Source organism: Deinococcus radiotolerans (assembly GCF_014647435.1).
GTDB lineage: Bacteria > Deinococcota > Deinococci > Deinococcales > Deinococcaceae > Deinococcus > Deinococcus radiotolerans.
This window is the reverse complement of record NZ_BMPE01000014.1, coordinates 21,506-35,469: the sequence shown is the minus strand read 5'-3', so window position 1 is coordinate 35,469 and position 13,964 is coordinate 21,506. Positions and strand designations below refer to the sequence as shown.

At 70.1% G+C, this 13,964-nt stretch carries 14 protein-coding genes; 5 read left to right on the top strand and 9 right to left on the bottom strand.

What is annotated here, in order from left to right; translation table 11 throughout:
• The 3 genes from IEY63_RS16850 to IEY63_RS16840 all read right to left on the bottom strand — a co-directional run bounded on the left by IEY63_RS16850 (position 1) and on the right by IEY63_RS16840 (position 4,009).
• On the bottom strand, positions 1-651 hold the full coding sequence (locus IEY63_RS16850; RefSeq protein ID WP_189070159.1) for an SIMPL domain-containing protein: 651 nt from the start codon (positions 649-651) through the stop codon (positions 1-3).
• Positions 652-784: 133 nt separating this feature from the next.
• Complete coding sequence (gene argF / locus IEY63_RS16845) at positions 785-1,708, bottom strand: ornithine carbamoyltransferase (RefSeq protein WP_189070200.1); 924 nt, start codon at positions 1,706-1,708, stop codon at positions 785-787.
• 303 nt (positions 1,709-2,011) lie between these two features.
• The gene (locus IEY63_RS16840; protein WP_189070158.1) at positions 2,012-4,009 is read right to left on the bottom strand and encodes a M14 family zinc carboxypeptidase; all 1,998 of its coding nucleotides are present in this window, start codon (positions 4,007-4,009) and stop codon (positions 2,012-2,014) included.
• A 191-nt stretch (positions 4,010-4,200) separates the two neighbouring features.
• On the opposite strand from IEY63_RS16840, the gene IEY63_RS16835 reads away from it, so the two are divergent.
• The gene (locus IEY63_RS16835; protein ID WP_444542382.1) at positions 4,201-5,097 is read left to right on the top strand and encodes an EamA family transporter; all 897 of its coding nucleotides are present in this window, start codon (positions 4,201-4,203) and stop codon (positions 5,095-5,097) included.
• Here IEY63_RS16835 and IEY63_RS16830 read toward each other — a convergent pair.
• The 3 genes from IEY63_RS16830 to IEY63_RS16820 are packed head-to-tail and all read right to left on the bottom strand — an operon-like array spanning position 4,997 to position 7,001.
• Positions 4,997-5,857 (bottom strand): hypothetical protein, encoded by an 861-nt coding sequence (locus IEY63_RS16830; protein WP_189070156.1) that lies wholly within the window; start codon positions 5,855-5,857, stop codon positions 4,997-4,999. The genes IEY63_RS16835 and IEY63_RS16830 overlap by 101 nt on opposite strands.
• Entirely contained in the window at positions 5,854-6,645 is a 792-nt protein-coding gene (locus tag IEY63_RS16825; protein ID WP_189070155.1) for a hypothetical protein, read from the bottom strand. Before IEY63_RS16825 ends, IEY63_RS16830 begins: the two co-directional genes overlap by 4 nt.
• A gap of 2 nt (positions 6,646-6,647) precedes the next feature.
• Entirely contained in the window at positions 6,648-7,001 is a 354-nt protein-coding gene (locus IEY63_RS16820; protein WP_189070154.1) for a VOC family protein, read from the bottom strand.
• 75 nt (positions 7,002-7,076) lie between these two features.
• Here IEY63_RS16820 and IEY63_RS16815 point away from each other — a divergent pair, with 75 nt between their 5' ends.
• Genes IEY63_RS16815 through IEY63_RS16800 form a run of 4 tightly spaced genes read left to right on the top strand, consistent with a single transcriptional unit; the run spans position 7,077 to position 11,279 of the window.
• Complete coding sequence (locus IEY63_RS16815; protein WP_189070153.1) at positions 7,077-8,069, top strand: MBL fold metallo-hydrolase; 993 nt, start codon at positions 7,077-7,079, stop codon at positions 8,067-8,069.
• 50 nt (positions 8,070-8,119) lie between these two features.
• A complete protein-coding gene (locus tag IEY63_RS16810) occupies positions 8,120-8,710 on the top strand; it encodes a hypothetical protein (RefSeq protein ID WP_189070152.1) in 591 nt (196 codons plus the stop codon).
• 25 nt (positions 8,711-8,735) lie between these two features.
• The gene (locus IEY63_RS16805) at positions 8,736-9,521 is read left to right on the top strand and encodes a histidinol-phosphatase (protein ID WP_189070151.1); all 786 of its coding nucleotides are present in this window, start codon (positions 8,736-8,738) and stop codon (positions 9,519-9,521) included.
• A gap of 51 nt (positions 9,522-9,572) precedes the next feature.
• Positions 9,573-11,279 carry a helix-hairpin-helix domain-containing protein gene (locus tag IEY63_RS16800; RefSeq protein ID WP_189070150.1) on the top strand — a complete coding sequence of 569 codons (1,707 nt, stop codon included), beginning with the start codon at positions 9,573-9,575 and terminating at the stop codon, positions 11,277-11,279.
• Between the two features lie 10 nt (positions 11,280-11,289).
• Here IEY63_RS16800 and IEY63_RS16795 read toward each other — a convergent pair whose 3' ends face one another.
• The 3 genes from IEY63_RS16795 to IEY63_RS16785 all read right to left on the bottom strand — a co-directional run bounded on the left by IEY63_RS16795 (position 11,290) and on the right by IEY63_RS16785 (position 13,873).
• Positions 11,290-11,826 carry a hypothetical protein gene (locus tag IEY63_RS16795; RefSeq protein WP_189070149.1) on the bottom strand — a complete coding sequence of 179 codons (537 nt, stop codon included), beginning with the start codon at positions 11,824-11,826 and terminating at the stop codon, positions 11,290-11,292.
• Positions 11,827-11,933: 107 nt separating this feature from the next.
• On the bottom strand, positions 11,934-12,923 hold the full coding sequence (locus IEY63_RS16790; RefSeq protein WP_189070148.1) for a FadR/GntR family transcriptional regulator: 990 nt from the start codon (positions 12,921-12,923) through the stop codon (positions 11,934-11,936).
• Complete coding sequence (locus tag IEY63_RS16785; RefSeq protein ID WP_189070147.1) at positions 12,920-13,873, bottom strand: hypothetical protein; 954 nt, start codon at positions 13,871-13,873, stop codon at positions 12,920-12,922. The genes IEY63_RS16790 and IEY63_RS16785 overlap by 4 nt, the downstream gene beginning before the upstream one ends.
• Positions 13,874-13,964 lie beyond the last annotated feature (91 nt).

Genomic DNA, 13,964 nt, shown 5'->3' with positions numbered 1-13,964 from the left:
TCAGTTCAGGGCGTAAACGAGCGTGACGGCAGCGCCGACCGTAACGGAGTTCGGGTGCAGTGACGTGTCGGGCGTGACCAGCAACTCGTCGAATATGGGTTCAGAGATGTGACCGTTGTGGCGTCTCAACTGGTCAGGATTGAGATCCTGAATGTGCAGCAGACGGCCCAGAAGGACACCCGCTTCCTCGGCGTACAGCATGGCCTTTTCTCGTGCTGCCCACACGGCTTCCCGACGTACCTGTTGCCGGATGTCACGCAGACCGGTAGTGGTGAAGTGTGTGCCCGTGAAGTGATGGACGTGCAACGCCACCAGATCGGCCATGAGGGATTCGAGGCGGGTCAGGTCGGTCATGTGAACCTCGAAATTCACCCGCGCCGTATAGGGGGCTGGGCTGGACTCGTCCCGCCGGGAGCGTTCACTCAGGTACAGTTCGATGCCGCTCTGACCATAGGTCATGCTGGATTCTCCGTTCAGATGCGCGGCAATAGTCAGCATGTCGGCCTGCGTTCTGGCGTAGGCCTGCTTCGCGTCAGGGTCAGTGTGTCGCACCACGAAGTGCAGCACAGCCCGGTCGGGTGGCACGCGCTTCAGGGATGAACCGAACACACTCACGCCGACGGGCCTCTCGATGATTGCGTACTCTGCCATGCTGACCTCCTGCACTGTCCGTCTGGACAGGAGCGTCAGTGTAATCAGCGTTTTCCTCGTCTGGAACGCCCCTTTCCGGGGCCTGGCGCGTGGGGACGTTCCGTGCGAGGATAGGCTCAAGACAAAATCCGGTTCACCAGCGCGGTTTCAGGTCACCCATGAGGTGGTACATCAGGGCTTTCTGGGCGTGCAGGCGGTTCTCGGCCTGATCGAACACGCGGCTCTTGGGGTGTTCGGTGGCTTCGGGGACGGTTTCCTCGCCGTAGTGGGCGGGGAGGCAGTGCAGGAAGATGCCGTCCGGGGCGATGCTGTCGAGCATTTCGGGCGTGACCTGGTAGCCCTTGAAGGCGCGGCGGCGGATGTCGGCTTCGGCTTCCTGGCCCATGCTGATCCACACGTCGGTGTACAGAACGTCGGCGCCCTGCACGGCGGCGAGGTCGTTGGTGAGGGTGATGTTCACGCCGGCGCGGACGGCGTCCATGAGGACTCCGGCGTTGGGTTCGTAGCCGACGGGGGTGACGACGATGACGTCGGTGCCGGTCAGGATGCCCATGTGGATGTGGCTGTTGGCGAGGTTGTTCCCGTCGCCGATGTACACGACGCGGCGGCCCCGGAGGTCGGTGCCGAATTCTTCCTCGATGGTCTGGTAGTCCGCGAGGAGCTGCGCCGGGTGCAGCATGTCCGACAGGCCGTTGATGACGGGAATGCTGGCGTGCTGCGCGAGTTCCTGGAGGGTCTGCTGGAGGTACACGCGGCCCATGACGGCGTCCACCCATCGTTCGAGGTTGCGGGCGACGTCGCTGACGCGTTCGCGGGTGCCGAGGCCGATCTCGGTGTTGCTGAGGGTGATGGCGTGCCCGCCGAGCTGGTACATGCCGACGTCGAAGGTGGTGCGGGTGCGCAGGGACGCCTTCTCGAACACCAGCGCGATGCTGAGGCCCGCCAGGGGTTTCACCCCGCGCCATTCGCCGCGTTTCATGCTGTGCGCGGTGTCCATCACGGCGCGCAGTTCGGCGGCGGTCATGTCGAGGTTGCTCAGGAAGTCCCGGCCGGCCATGACGGGTGTGGGGAGGGTCTCCGGAGTGAGCAGCACGGGCGCGGTGGTCGGCGCCAGGACTGCATCTTTTTTCGCATCAGCCTTGCGGGGCGCTCCGGTCTTCTTCGGGGCGGCGCTGGCCTGGGCCTGGGTTTTCTTCGAGCGGGCGACCTTCGTCATAGGCGAGGAGTATACCCGCTTCCCGTCAGCGCAGGATCACTCCGTGCAGGTTACGCATGAATATGCATTCTGAATGACTGGACATGCAGAACGGGGTGCGGCGCGGGGCCATTACGGCTGCCCGCGCGCTGCTCTCCACTTCCCTTACTTGGTTTCGGTGAGGGTGTAGCTGCCGCTGCCGCTGTAGGCGTACACGCGCCAGCGATACGTGCCGCTCGCGGCGGCGTAGTTGATGGCCTCGGTGCTGCTGCTGCCCTCACTGGCCGCCACCTGACTCCAGGTGCTGCCGGACAGCTTCTGGAGGTACAGGTCGAAATCCGTGCCGGTGGGGCCCGTCAGGTTGCCTTTCAGGGTGCCGCCCGCGTACGTGAAGCCGCTGGTGGACGGCTGGTAGGAGTTCCCGGCGGCGGCGACCGTGCCGGTGTACGTGGTGGTCGTGCCGGTGGCCGCCCCGACGGTGACGAACAGCGCGGAGACCGGCCCGTACGTGCCGCTGTTGTTCTTCGCGCGGACGTACACCATGTGCTTCCCGGCACTGAGTCCACTGGTCGACACCGTGGCCTGCACGCTCTCGGTGGCGGCGTTGAACGCCCCGTCCGCAGCCGTCATGGCGCGCGCAGTCCCCCCCGCCCAGGGGGGCGTGTCGATGAAGTACTCCGCGCCGCTGATCGTGCGGGTGGGTTCCGCGCCGTTGCTGGTGTTGAAGCGCGTGTTCGTGGCGCTGGCACTCAGCGTGAAGCTGGCCCCGGTGGCGACGCTGACCGGCGCGTTCAGCGTGACGCTGTCGGGGCCGCTGCCCATGGTGTACGGCTGGCGAGCCACACGCAGGGCGTACAGCAGGGCCGCCTGGTTCTTGGGCAGGGTGGTGCCGGTGAAGGTGCTGCACGCCTCGAAGAACGCGCTGCCCAGTTCGATGGTGTAGGCGGGAACGCCCAGCTCGCCGTACGCGAAGTCGTCGGTGGTGCCGCTGGTGGGGTACAGGCCGACGCTCTGCTCGGGCGTGTAGCCGTTGAAGTACGCGAACTTACGGCCCAGGCTCTGCATCTGCGTGCCGTTCGGGGCGACGGTGGTCGTGTCACCCCAGGGCCACAGCACCAGCTGGCTGTAGCTGTGGATGTCCATGTACAGGCCGCTGGTGGTGTCGGGCGCGGCGTCGGTGCGGGCTGGGCCGCGGTTGTCCGCGAAGGCCGCTTTGATCAGGTTCTGGAGGTTCTGCGTCTCGATTTCACTGGCGGCGGCCACGCCCTTGTACGTCTCGTTGCAGGGGTCGGCGCTGGACCCGCCGGTGCCCCAGGCGTAGTTGAAGTTGCGGTTGAGGTCCACGCCGTACAGGCCGTTGCTGCACGCCTGCGTGTCGTTCACGTTCTTGCGCCACGACGCGCCCGCCTCCGCTTTCTTCCGGCCGTCCGGGTTGCTCTGGAGGACCAGCCAGACCTCCTGGCTGTCCAGCATCCACGTCACGTCCGCGTCCTTGCCGTAGTTCGCCAGCAGGTACTCCGCGAACCGCGTCGTGAGTTCCGCCGGGGTGTACTCGCGCGCGTGAATCGACGCCGTGATCAGCAGCCGCGGTTTGGTCCCCGTCACGCTCTTGTTCGTGAGTTTCAGGACGTTCATGTCGTACCCGCCGCGCCCCTTGCTCTTGAGCCACGAGGACCCGAAGCTGCTCCAGCTGGCGAGGTTCGGGTACTGCGTGACGAGGCCCTGCGCGCTGGCGTAGGTCTCCTCGACCGTGCGGTAGCAGCTGTACCCGCTGATGCTCAGCGCCCCCAGCGGGGTCTTCAGGGACGCGCTGTGCCGTTCGGTCTGGGTCTGGTCGATCTTCACGGTCCAGCCGCGGGCGAGGCCGGTGACGCGCAGCTGCTCGAATTCGGGGCGGCTGATGTCCAGCAGCACGTAGCCGTCTTCGAGGCTGCCGCCGACCGGTTCGAAGGTCTTGACGATGTCCAGCCAGTCGCGTTTGGTCTTGAAGTCCACGCGGGACACGACGACCGGGTACTGCTGGAAGGTGCTGCACTCGTCGGCGGTGGCGACCAGGGAGTCGCTGCCCTGGGGTGCGGCGGCCTGGGGGGCGGTGGGGGTCTGCGAGCAGGACGCGAGCAGCAGGGCGGCGCTGAGCAGGGAGACGGACAGACCTTTATGCATGGAGCCTCCATCGGCAAGCGTCCCGTCCGGGGTGTCAGCCGGCAGGAGTTCGCCTGGGTTGTGTGGTGCTGCGCTACTCTAACACCGCCCCGCCATGCAATCGAAAGTGTCACTGTCCGTCATAACCGAACGCCGGTAGGGGGCCGGGCGTACACTCCCGCGCAATGAGCGCCCCCGCGACCCTGCCGCCCCTGAATGCCCGCGCGCTGCTGCTGGCGCTGCTCATCACGGGCATCTGGGGCGTGAACTTCATCGTGATCAAGTGGAGTGTCGCGGGCGCCCCGCCGCTGCTGGTCGCCGCGCTGCGCTTCGCGGTGGCGGCCCTCCCAGCCGTGTTCCTCGTGCCGCGCCCGCAGCTGCCCGCGCGCCTGCTGTGGGGGTACGGACTGTTGGTGGGCGTCGTGCAGTTCGGCCTGTTGTACCTCGCCATTCAGCTGGGCATGAGCGCGGGGCTGGGCTCGCTGCTCATGCAGATGCAGGCGTTCTTCACGGCGCTGCTCGCCGCGCGGCTGCTGGGCGAACGCATCCAGCCCTGGCAGGCCGCCGGGATGACAGCCGCGTTCGGCGGCATGGCTCTGATCGGCGCGCTCTCCGGCGGCGACCTGCCCCTCGTCAGCCTGGGATTGACGCTGCTGGCCGCGCTGGGCTGGGCGGGCAGCAACCTCGTGGTGCGCGCCTCAGGGGGCGCGAACATGCTGTCCCTGGTCGTCTGGAGTGCCCTGATTCCCCCCATTCCCCTGACGCTGCTGGCGGGCCTGACCGGCGGCTGGGCCGCCGTGGGCCACACCCTCACGCACAGCGGGTGGGGCTTCTGGGGCGCCATCGTATTCATGGGGCTGGGGAACACCGTGCTGGGCTTCGGCCTGTGGTCGCTGCTGATCCAGCGGCACGGCGCGGCGCGGGTGGCGCCCCTGTCGCTGCTGGTGCCGGTGTTCGGCCTGATCGCCAGCGCCCTGGCCTTCCACGAGGCGTTCCCGCCCGGCAAGGCTATCGGCGCGCTGCTGGTCTTCGCGGGCCTGACCCTGCACGTGTTCGGGGGCCGCTGGTGGCGCGCGCCGCGTCCTTCAGGGCCAGCACCAGAAGCGTGAGCAGCAGCGCGGGCCACGCCAGCCCCTCGGGCGTGTCCAGCCACGTCCAGCGCGCGAAGCTGATCAGCTGACCCAGGTCGGCGTTCAGCGGCACGGCCGTCACGTCCGGTACGGCGTCCAGCCCGTCCGTGAACGCCACGGTCAGCGTCGGCTGGTCATGGAAGCCCAGCGCGCCCAGTTCCATCAGCCACAGGAACACGCCGCTCAGGACGGTTCCCAGCACCGCCCCCAGGCGCGGGCGCAGGTGGGGCCACACGTGCACGCGCAGCACATGCGCAGTCCCGCCGCCCAGCGCGGCCGCGCCCTCGACGAACCCCTCCCGGCGCACGGCCGTCACCTGCGCCGCCACCATCCGCGCCGTGAGGAGTGCCACGCCGCCCGCCAGCACCAGCCGGAACGACCCACGCCCCAGCAGCAGGGCCGCAAGCAGCAGCGCCGGCAGTTCCGGCACCCAGGTGACGGCGCCGCGCCAACCGCGCCACAGGCCCAGCAGCACGCCCGGCACCGCCCCCCACGCCAGCGCCCAGAGCGCCAGAGTCAGGGACCGCCGCAGCGCGCGGGGCAGCACGCACGCCGCGTCCCGTCCGAACCGGTCGGTTCCCAGACGCGCCAGCGGATCACCGGGCCGCAGCGGCGGCACGCGCAGCGCGGCGGCGTCCGTCACGCCCGGCAGGGCGATCAGGGGCCGCACCGGGCACTCGGCGCGGGGAGCCAGCAGCGCCAGCAGCACGAGCGGCGCCAGCAGCCACCACCACCTCACGCGGCGTCCGGCGCGGGGCGCGGATCGAGGCGTGAGGCCACGGTCTGCTGCGCGGCCCCCACCACGCCGCCCAGCGCCAGCAGGGCCGCCAGGGCCGCCGCCAGCGCCGAACCGTCCAGAAGGGACGAGGTGCCGCTCAGGGTGGCCTGAACAGCGCCGTACACGGCAGTGCCCACCCCCGGGAACTGGAGCAGGCCCTCCAGGACCGTCAGGGACAGGACGATGTTCAGCGTGTCGCCCGTCAGGCTGCGGGCGGCCACGGGCCGCGCGACCGCCCACGCCCGCCCCGCCAGGCGCGCCTCCAGGACTCCCATGGCGCGGGCTGCGCGGGTGTACGGCGCCTGCCACGCGTCCCGGAACGCGCCGCACCCCTGCGTCGCCGCGCGGGCGGCGGCCGGCAGCGCCAGGGTCAGTGCGAACAGCGCCAACATCAGCGGCGCCCAGGGCGTCAGCGGCAACGACCAGCCGCGCGCCGTCGTGACGGTCAGGCCCAACGCCAGCGCCCCGATCAGCAGCCCAAACGGCGGCAGGGCTTCCAGCACCCACAGCGTGGGCAGAGGCACCCGCCGCAGCCCACCCACCAGCGCCCACGCCAGCAGCGTCCCCAGCAGCAGGTACGTGCCCGTCAGCAGCGCGGCGGGGGCCACGTCCGTCCACACGCCGGGCTCCAGCGCGCCGCGCAGGGCCGCGCCGTACGCCGTCAGCCGCTCCGGCCACGGCAGCGCGCGGTTCAGGCCCAGCCACAGGGCCGCGTGAACCGCCACCAGCAGCGCCAGACGAGCCGGCATGGTCAGCGGCGTCGGTACAGGGTCAGCGCGTGCCCGTCCGGGTCGCGGGCATCGAGCGCCTCACCCCAGCCCATGCGCTGCACGTCGCCCACCGTGCCGCCCGCCGCGAGCAGCGCGTCGCGCGCGGCGTCCACATCCGGGACCTCGAAGCCCAGTTCCACCCCGCCCGGCTGCGGCGCGGCGCTGCTGGCCGCGGCCGGTTGCAGGATCACGGTCACGGACCCCGCCTGGAGCATCACGAAGTTCGGCCCGGCGTCCGGCGCGTCCGGCAGGTCCAGCACCGAGCGGTAGAACGCCCGCGACGCCTGCGGGTCCCGCACGACCAGGGTCACGTTCCGCAGTGAGGCAGGAGGCATACGCCATCGTACCGGGCGAACCCTCCGCCGAACCACCGTGGCCCCGCCTACCGCGGCGCAGGCATACTGCCCAGCATGTTGAGGGCCGAGGTGCTGGGCAGACCAGCGGAAGACAACGCGCTGTGGGTCACGGCGGACAGCGGGCAGGGCCGCACGCGGCTGCTGCTGGACTGCGGCGCGCACGTGCTGGACACGCTGCCCTTCGCGGAGGTGCAGGCCACCGATCACCTGCTGCTGTCGCACCTGCACATGGATCACGTGGGCGGCTTCGACGACTTCTTCCGCGCCACCTTCGACCGCGCGGCACCCACGCACGCCTGGGGCCCGCCCGGCACCGCCCGCATCCTCGGGCACCGCTTCCAGGGGTTCTGGTGGAACCACGCGCCCGATTTGCGCGGGCAGTGGGTGGTGCATGACGTGCACGACACGCACGTGCGGTCCTACCGGTTCGATGCGCGCGAGGCGTTCGCCACCGCGCACGAGGCCGGCACCCGCACGCACGGCGGCACCATCCTCACCACCGCGGAAGTCAGCGTGCAGGCCGTCCCACTGGAACACCACGGCCGCAGCCTGGGCTTCATCCTGCGCGAGCCCGACCGGGAGCGCGTGAACACCGCCGCCTTGGCAGGGCTGGGCCTGCGCCCCGGCCCGTGGCTGGCCGCATTGAAAGGCGGGGCGAAAGGAGATCTCGACGTGAACGGTCAGGTCCACCATGCGGACGCCCTCCGAGCCGCACTGATGGAACGCGAACGCGGGGAGAGCCTCGCGTACCTCACGGACTTCCTTCTGGACGACGCGCAGCAGGCCCGCCTCGCCCCCGTCCTGCGTGGCGTGCAGACGCTGTACGCCGAGGCGCAGTACGCGCCCGAGGATCAGGACCTCGCCACGCGCCATCAGCACACCACGGTCACGCAGGTCGCCACCCTCGCCTACGTGGCGGGCATCCCCGCACTGACGCTGCTGCACCTGAGCCGCCGCTACCGGCCCGAACAGTGGCCCGCCATGCTGACGGCGGCTCAGGCCATCCACCCCGCCACGGGCTTCCCGGACGGCTGGCTGCCCCGGTAGACCGTGCAGGTTCACGTGCTCTGGCCTCCCTCCTCCTCTATCCTGCGCGGGTGACCCTTCAGGACCGTATTCCACCTGCTCCGGCCGCGCGGCCGGCCGGCCGGTGGCTGTGGACGCTGCTGGCCGTGCAGTTCGCGCTGACCGTCGCACCGACGAGCGCGCATCCCACCGCGCCCGTGATCGCCCTGATGTTCATGGTGCCGCTGATCTGGCTCACGGCCAACCTCGCGCGCTGGATGGTGTCTGTCGAAGCGGCCGAACAGCCCGCCGCACGCGCCCAGGCTCTGCGCGTCTGGCGCTGGGTGCTGCTCGCCGTGAACGCGCTGGGCGTCCTGTACGCCCTGCTCGCGTCCAGCGAGACCCCGGGCGAACGAATCGGCACAGGCCTGAATTCGCTGGGCATGCTGCCCGCCGCTTGGTGGTTCGCTCCCGTCCAGACGGCCGCCGAGACGCACACCCCCGCCCCGGTAGCCCTGACCCGCTGGACCTGGGCGGTGCGGGCCGCGCAGCTCGGCACCGTTTTGTTGCCCGCGCTGACCCCGGCCTCGCCAACAGAACTGGTGCGGAACGTGCTGGTGGGCGGCCTGCTCGCGGGCATGCTGGAGGTCACCCTGCGTTTCGTGACCCGCCACGCCCGCTGACCGCGCCCTGCCGTACCCTGTGGGCATGACTGCTGCGCTGTTTGATTCGCATATGCACACGCCCCTGTGCGGGCACGCCACGGGGGCGCCGCGCGAGTACGCGCAGGCGGCGCTGGACGCTGGGCTGGCGGGCATCTGCTTCACGGATCACATGCCGATGCCCGCGTGGTACGACGCGCCGTGGCGGATGCGCCGCGACCAGCTGGCGCAGTACGTGGCGGACGTGCAGGACGTTCAGGCGGAGTTCGCGGGTCGGCTGGAGGTCCGGCTGGGCCTGGAAGCCGACTTCCACCCCGGCACGGAACGGTTCGTGGAGGAGGTGCTGGGTGCGCACCCGTGGGATTACGTGATCGGCAGCATCCATTACATCGGCGCGTGGGGCTTCGACAACCCGGAATTCATCGCGGAGTACGACAGTCGTGACCTGGGCGGCCTGTACCGTGACTACTACGCGCTGGCCGAAGGCGCCGCGAAATCGGGCCTGTTCGACAGTATCGGGCACCTGGACCTGCCGAAGAAATTCGGGCACCGCGACCCGGACGGGTACGCGGCGCTGCACGCCCTGGACGTGATCGCCGAGCGCGGCCTGAGCCTGGATTTCAACACCGCCGGGTGGCGCAAACCCGTCCAGGAGGCGTACCCCGCACCGGACCTGACCCGCGCCGCGGCGGAGCGCGGCATTCCGTTCGTCCTCGGCAGTGACGCTCATAAGCCCGATGAGGTCGGCTATCACTTCACTGACGCCATCAAGCAGATTCATGACGTGGGCGGGCGGATCGTGTCGTACCAGGAACGGGTGCGGCACGGCTGAGCCGCGCCGGGCCTGCGCCCCCCTGTCCGCCGGGCCCTTTACTCTGGGCGCATGGAAGTCACGAAGAAGGCCCTGGCGGGGGTGCTGAAGACCACGGCGGATCTGCTGGATCTGCTGGGCGTGGGGGATGATCCGTTCCGGGCGCAGGCGTTCCGCAGTGCGGCGCGCAGCCTGGAGGCCACGCTGGACGAGGTGGACGCGCTGGCCGCCCGCGGTTTTGCGGGCATCCCAAAGGTGGGGAAGGCGATTGCACTGGACCTGATGGGGTTCGTGGAGACTGGCGTGTTCGGCCCGCTGGAGGACGCCGCAAGTCTGATCCCGGCGGGCGTGCTGAGTCTGTTCCGGGTGCGGGGGCTGGGCCCGAAGAAGATTCGCGCGCTGTGGGACGCGGGGATTGATTCGCTGGAGGGGCTGCGGGAGGCGTGCCGGGATGGGCGGGTGGCGGCCCTGAAGGGCTTCGGGGCGAAGAGTGCGGCGTCGTTCCTGGCGGCGGTGGAGTTCGCACTGGCCGCGCAGGAGCGGCAGCACCTGAGCACGGGGGCAGTGGTGGCCGAGGGGCTGTGCCGCGTGCTGGACGGCCTGGAGGCGCGGGTGGCGGGGGATGTACGCCGGGGGCTGGACACGGTGCGGGTGGCGCGCGTGACCGTCACGGCCGACCCGGAGGAGGTCGTTGCGCGCCTGTCGGGCGTGGTGGAGGGCCCGGAGCGCGTCGGACAGAAGCCGCTGTTCGCGGGCCGGGTGGATGGCGTGCCGGTCGAGGTGGCGTTCGCGCCCACAGGGAGCGTGCGGGGCGCGCTGGACCTGATGATGGGCGGCAGCACCGCGTACCGCGAGGTGCTGCGAGCGGAGGCGGCTGAACGAGGCTTCGCCCTCAGTGGGCACGGCCTGATCCGAGCGGGCGAGGTGCTGGACACACCCACCGAGGCGGACGTGATGCGGTTCCTTGAGCTGCCCCTGCGACCCGCCGAGTACCGCGAGCCGGAGCATGACGGCGTGTGGGAGGCCCTCCCCCACCCTGATCAGCTGGTGACGGTCGCGGACCTGCGCGGCATGCTGCACACGCACTCGACGTGGTCGGACGGCGCGGCGAGCATCGCGGACATGGCGGCCGAAATGGTCCGCCGGGGCCACGGGTTCCTGGGCACCGGGGATCACTCGCGCGCCGCGCATTACGCGAACGGCCTGAGCATCGAACGCCTCCAGGCGCAGCTGAAGGAGATCCGCGAATTACAGGCTGCGGGCGTGCCGCTTGTGGCGGGAGCCGAGGTGGACATCCTGGAGGACGGTTCGCTGGACTACCCGGATGACGTACTGGCCGAACTGGATTACGTGGTGGCCAGCGTGCACAGCCTGTTCACGCTGCCTGCCGAGCGGCAGACCGAACGGCTGGTGCAGGCCGCCCGGCACCCCCTCGTGACGATCCTGGGGCACCCCACGGGCCGCCTGCTGCTGCGCCGCCCCGGCTACGCGCTGGACCTGGACGCCGTGATGGCCGCCTGCGCCGAGCAGGGCACGGTCGTAGAGATTAACGCGAACGCCTACCGCCTCGACCTCGACTGGCGCGTTGCCCTGCAATGGCGGGACCGGGTGAAGTTCGCCATCAACACCGACGCGCACGTCCCCGCCGGGCTTGCTGACGCGCGGTACGGCGTGATGGTCGCCAGGAAGGCCGGACTCACGCCCGCGCACGTTATCAACACCCTGGACCGCGACGCGTTCCTGGCGTTCGTACAGGCGCAGCGGGCGGGGCGGTCATAGCTCGGGGCGCTTACAGGATCCAGTCCACCCCCAGTCGTCGCGGCTGGGGGTCGAGATCATCGGCTCGGTCGATCTCGCCCAGCAGGGCCAGTCGGCACGCTTCCCGACCGGCTTGTCGCCACCGTCGGCGGTCCTTCCGTGTGACGGCGGAGATGCCGCCCCTGAGTCCCCCTTCCTGAAGGACACGCCGCGCGAGTCGGTCCTGATGCTGACGCTGGATGGTCTCCAGTTCCCAGGTCATCACGGCTGTGCGAAACGGTGCGCCCCGCCGCTGGACGTACCCAACCCGGTGGCAGATGATCCGGATTCGGCCCTTGCGGGTCCGGTGGATGGTGAGAAGCCGGGAGCCTGGGTGGCGCGAGGTGCACACCTGCGCTTCCCAGTGTTGATCGAACTGGCCGATCCATGTCCAGCAGGCGCGCGGCCACGCCTGATCCACATCAGGCGAGGTCCACCGTCTGAACTGGACACCGTACAGCTGAAGGCTGAGACGACGGGCCGCGATGCGGCGAGCGTGTCGCTCCCGCTTCCAGATTTCTTCGGCCATGGCAGGCCCCCTCCGGTCGGGCCTCCTGCGTGTCGTTGCGCCAGATCATGACTTCAGTGTAGGGAGATGGACGCCCGCTGCCCTGCGTCAGATGACGTATGAGCAGGTCACGTGCCTGACCCGTAGCGTTTTTCCAGCAGGCTGCTCAGTGCGGTCCATTCGGCCTGTTTGCCGTCGGGGAGTTGCCGGGCGAGGTTGTGCAGGTAGCGTTCCAGGTGGGTGCGGGTCAGGGCGTCGGGGTCGAGGCCGAGTTCGCTGGCCGCTTCGGGGATGAGGACGTCGGCCATGGGGCCGATGAGCCGGGTGAGGTTCCAGTGGAGGTCTTCGAGGAAGGTGGCGCCCAGGGGCGGTTCGGGTTCGCTGGGGTGCCCGAGGGCGCGTTCCAGGGTGCCGCCTTCGGTGGTCTGGTCGAGCATGTGGTCGAAGGCGCGGGTGGCGGCCTGGGGGTCGCGGCGGATGATGCCGTGGATGATCTGCTCGTGGGTGGTGTACAGGTGCGGGAAGCGTCCGGCGTGCATGAGGTCGGTGCTGATGGCGCGCAGCAGGTTGGCCAGGGGCATGTGGATGGCGCGCAGCAGGCGCAGCACAACGGGATTCCCGGCCGCCTGCGCGATGGCCATGTGCAGGGCCAGGTCAGCCTGGATGAACGCTTCGGGTTCGCCCTGGGCGTCGCGCATGCGGTGCAGGTGTTCGAGGAGGTCGGTGTGCTGTTCGGGCGTGGCGTGCTGGGCGGCCTGGGCGATGGTGTAGTGCTCGAGGGCCTGGCGGGTGTCGAGGAACGCGCGGGCTTCGTGTTCGTCGTGCACGGCGCCCAGCCAGAGGTTGATGCTGGGGGCCTGCTGCGTGACGGGCAGGATGATGGTGCCGCGTCCGGGTCTGGGGTCGACGACGCCGCTGGCGGAGAGGATGCTGATGGCCTCGCGGACGGCGGCGACGCTGGTGCCGTAGCGCTGGGCGAGGTCCCGCTGGCTGGGGAGGGTATCGCCGGGTTTGAGGCGACCGTCGAGCAGCAGTTCCTGGAGGTGCGCGGCGATGTGTTCGCCCAGGGAGCGTTTTTCGAGCTGGTCCGGGGTGAAGGTGGGGTCGGGGCCGGTCATGGGCGGCTTCCGGGGCGCAGGCGGTTCAGGGCGAGGTGCAGGCTGACGCGCAGGCGTTCGATGGCGCCGATCAGGTCGCTGAGTTCGTCGGGTCGGCCGCGGCGGGGGATGTGGACGGGTTCGTGCAGCTGGCCGAGGCTGGCCTGCTGCGCGGCGTGCGTGATGGCGAGGAGCAGGGTCACGACGCGGCGCGCGGCGGTCCAGGCGAGGAGGGCGGCGGTGACGGCGGTGATCAGGCAGGCGCTGAGGACGATCAGGAGTTGCCGGTGCAGCGCGGCCGTCAGGTCGGTCAGGGTGACGCCGATGGTGAGGCGGAACAGGCGCTCGCCGGGTGGGGCGGCCTGTCCGGGGAGGCGCAGGGCGCGGGTGCCCTGGGGCGTGTCGTACACATCGAGTTGCGTGACCTCGAAGGTCTGGGGTTGGCCGCGTGTGGCGCTGAGGGTGGCCTGCGCGGCCTGAAGGTGTTCGCGGACGCTGTCGGGCGTGCTGGAGGTGAGGGTGGCCTGCGCGGCGCGGTAGGCGTCGGCGCGGGTGTCGGGCCAGCTGAAGTGGGTTCTGCCGGGGTGGGCCCTGAGGGCCGCGTCAAGTTGGGGGCGCAGGAGCCAGTCGGTGCTGGGGGTGTCGCTGATGAAGGCGCGGGGGGCGTCCCCGGCGGGTTGCACGTCGATGAAGGCGACGCTGGGGGCGTTGACGGCGGCGCGCAGCTGGGTGCTGACCTGGGTGAGGTCGGTGACGTCCAGGGTGGTGCCGAGGAGGCTGGCGACGGCGGAGCTGAGGCTGCTGGAGATGCGGCTCAGTTCGGCGCGGTTGTGCGCGGTGAGGTACGCGGCGATCAGGAAGCCCAACGTGAGGATGGGCAGCGCGGTGATCAGCACGGCCTTGGTGCGCAGGCTCAGGGGGCGGGGGGTGGGGGCGGGTGTGGCGGTGGTGGCCTGGGGGGCAGCGGTCATGGGCACTCCGGGAACTGGCATTCCAATATTTTTGAACTGAGTTCAATGATCTGATCATTCGACCAGTTGACTTGTGATTTTCCCCAGCCTA

Excerpts from the sequence above, each read along its gene's own strand:
- IEY63_RS16840 (WP_189070158.1), bottom strand. The coding sequence starts at position 4,009 with ATGCATAAAGGTCTGTCCGTCTCCCTGCTCAGCGCCGCCCTGCTGCTC.
- IEY63_RS16850 (WP_189070159.1), bottom strand. The coding sequence starts at position 651 with ATGGCAGAGTACGCAATCATCGAGAGGCCCGTCGGCGTGAGTGTGTTC.
- IEY63_RS16790 (WP_189070148.1), bottom strand. The coding sequence starts at position 12,923 with ATGACCGGCCCCGACCCCACCTTCACCCCGGACCAGCTCGAAAAACGC.
- IEY63_RS16815 (WP_189070153.1), top strand. The coding sequence starts at position 7,077 with ATGTTGAGGGCCGAGGTGCTGGGCAGACCAGCGGAAGACAACGCGCTG.
- IEY63_RS16825 (WP_189070155.1), bottom strand. The coding sequence starts at position 6,645 with ATGCCGGCTCGTCTGGCGCTGCTGGTGGCGGTTCACGCGGCCCTGTGG.
- IEY63_RS16800 (WP_189070150.1), top strand. The coding sequence starts at position 9,573 with ATGGAAGTCACGAAGAAGGCCCTGGCGGGGGTGCTGAAGACCACGGCG.
- IEY63_RS16795 (WP_189070149.1), bottom strand. The coding sequence starts at position 11,826 with ATGGCCGAAGAAATCTGGAAGCGGGAGCGACACGCTCGCCGCATCGCG.
- IEY63_RS16785 (WP_189070147.1), bottom strand. The coding sequence starts at position 13,873 with ATGACCGCTGCCCCCCAGGCCACCACCGCCACACCCGCCCCCACCCCC.
- argF (WP_189070200.1), bottom strand. The coding sequence starts at position 1,708 with ATGGCCGGCCGGGACTTCCTGAGCAACCTCGACATGACCGCCGCCGAA.
- IEY63_RS16805 (WP_189070151.1), top strand. The coding sequence starts at position 8,736 with ATGACTGCTGCGCTGTTTGATTCGCATATGCACACGCCCCTGTGCGGG.
- IEY63_RS16820 (WP_189070154.1), bottom strand. The coding sequence starts at position 7,001 with ATGCCTCCTGCCTCACTGCGGAACGTGACCCTGGTCGTGCGGGACCCG.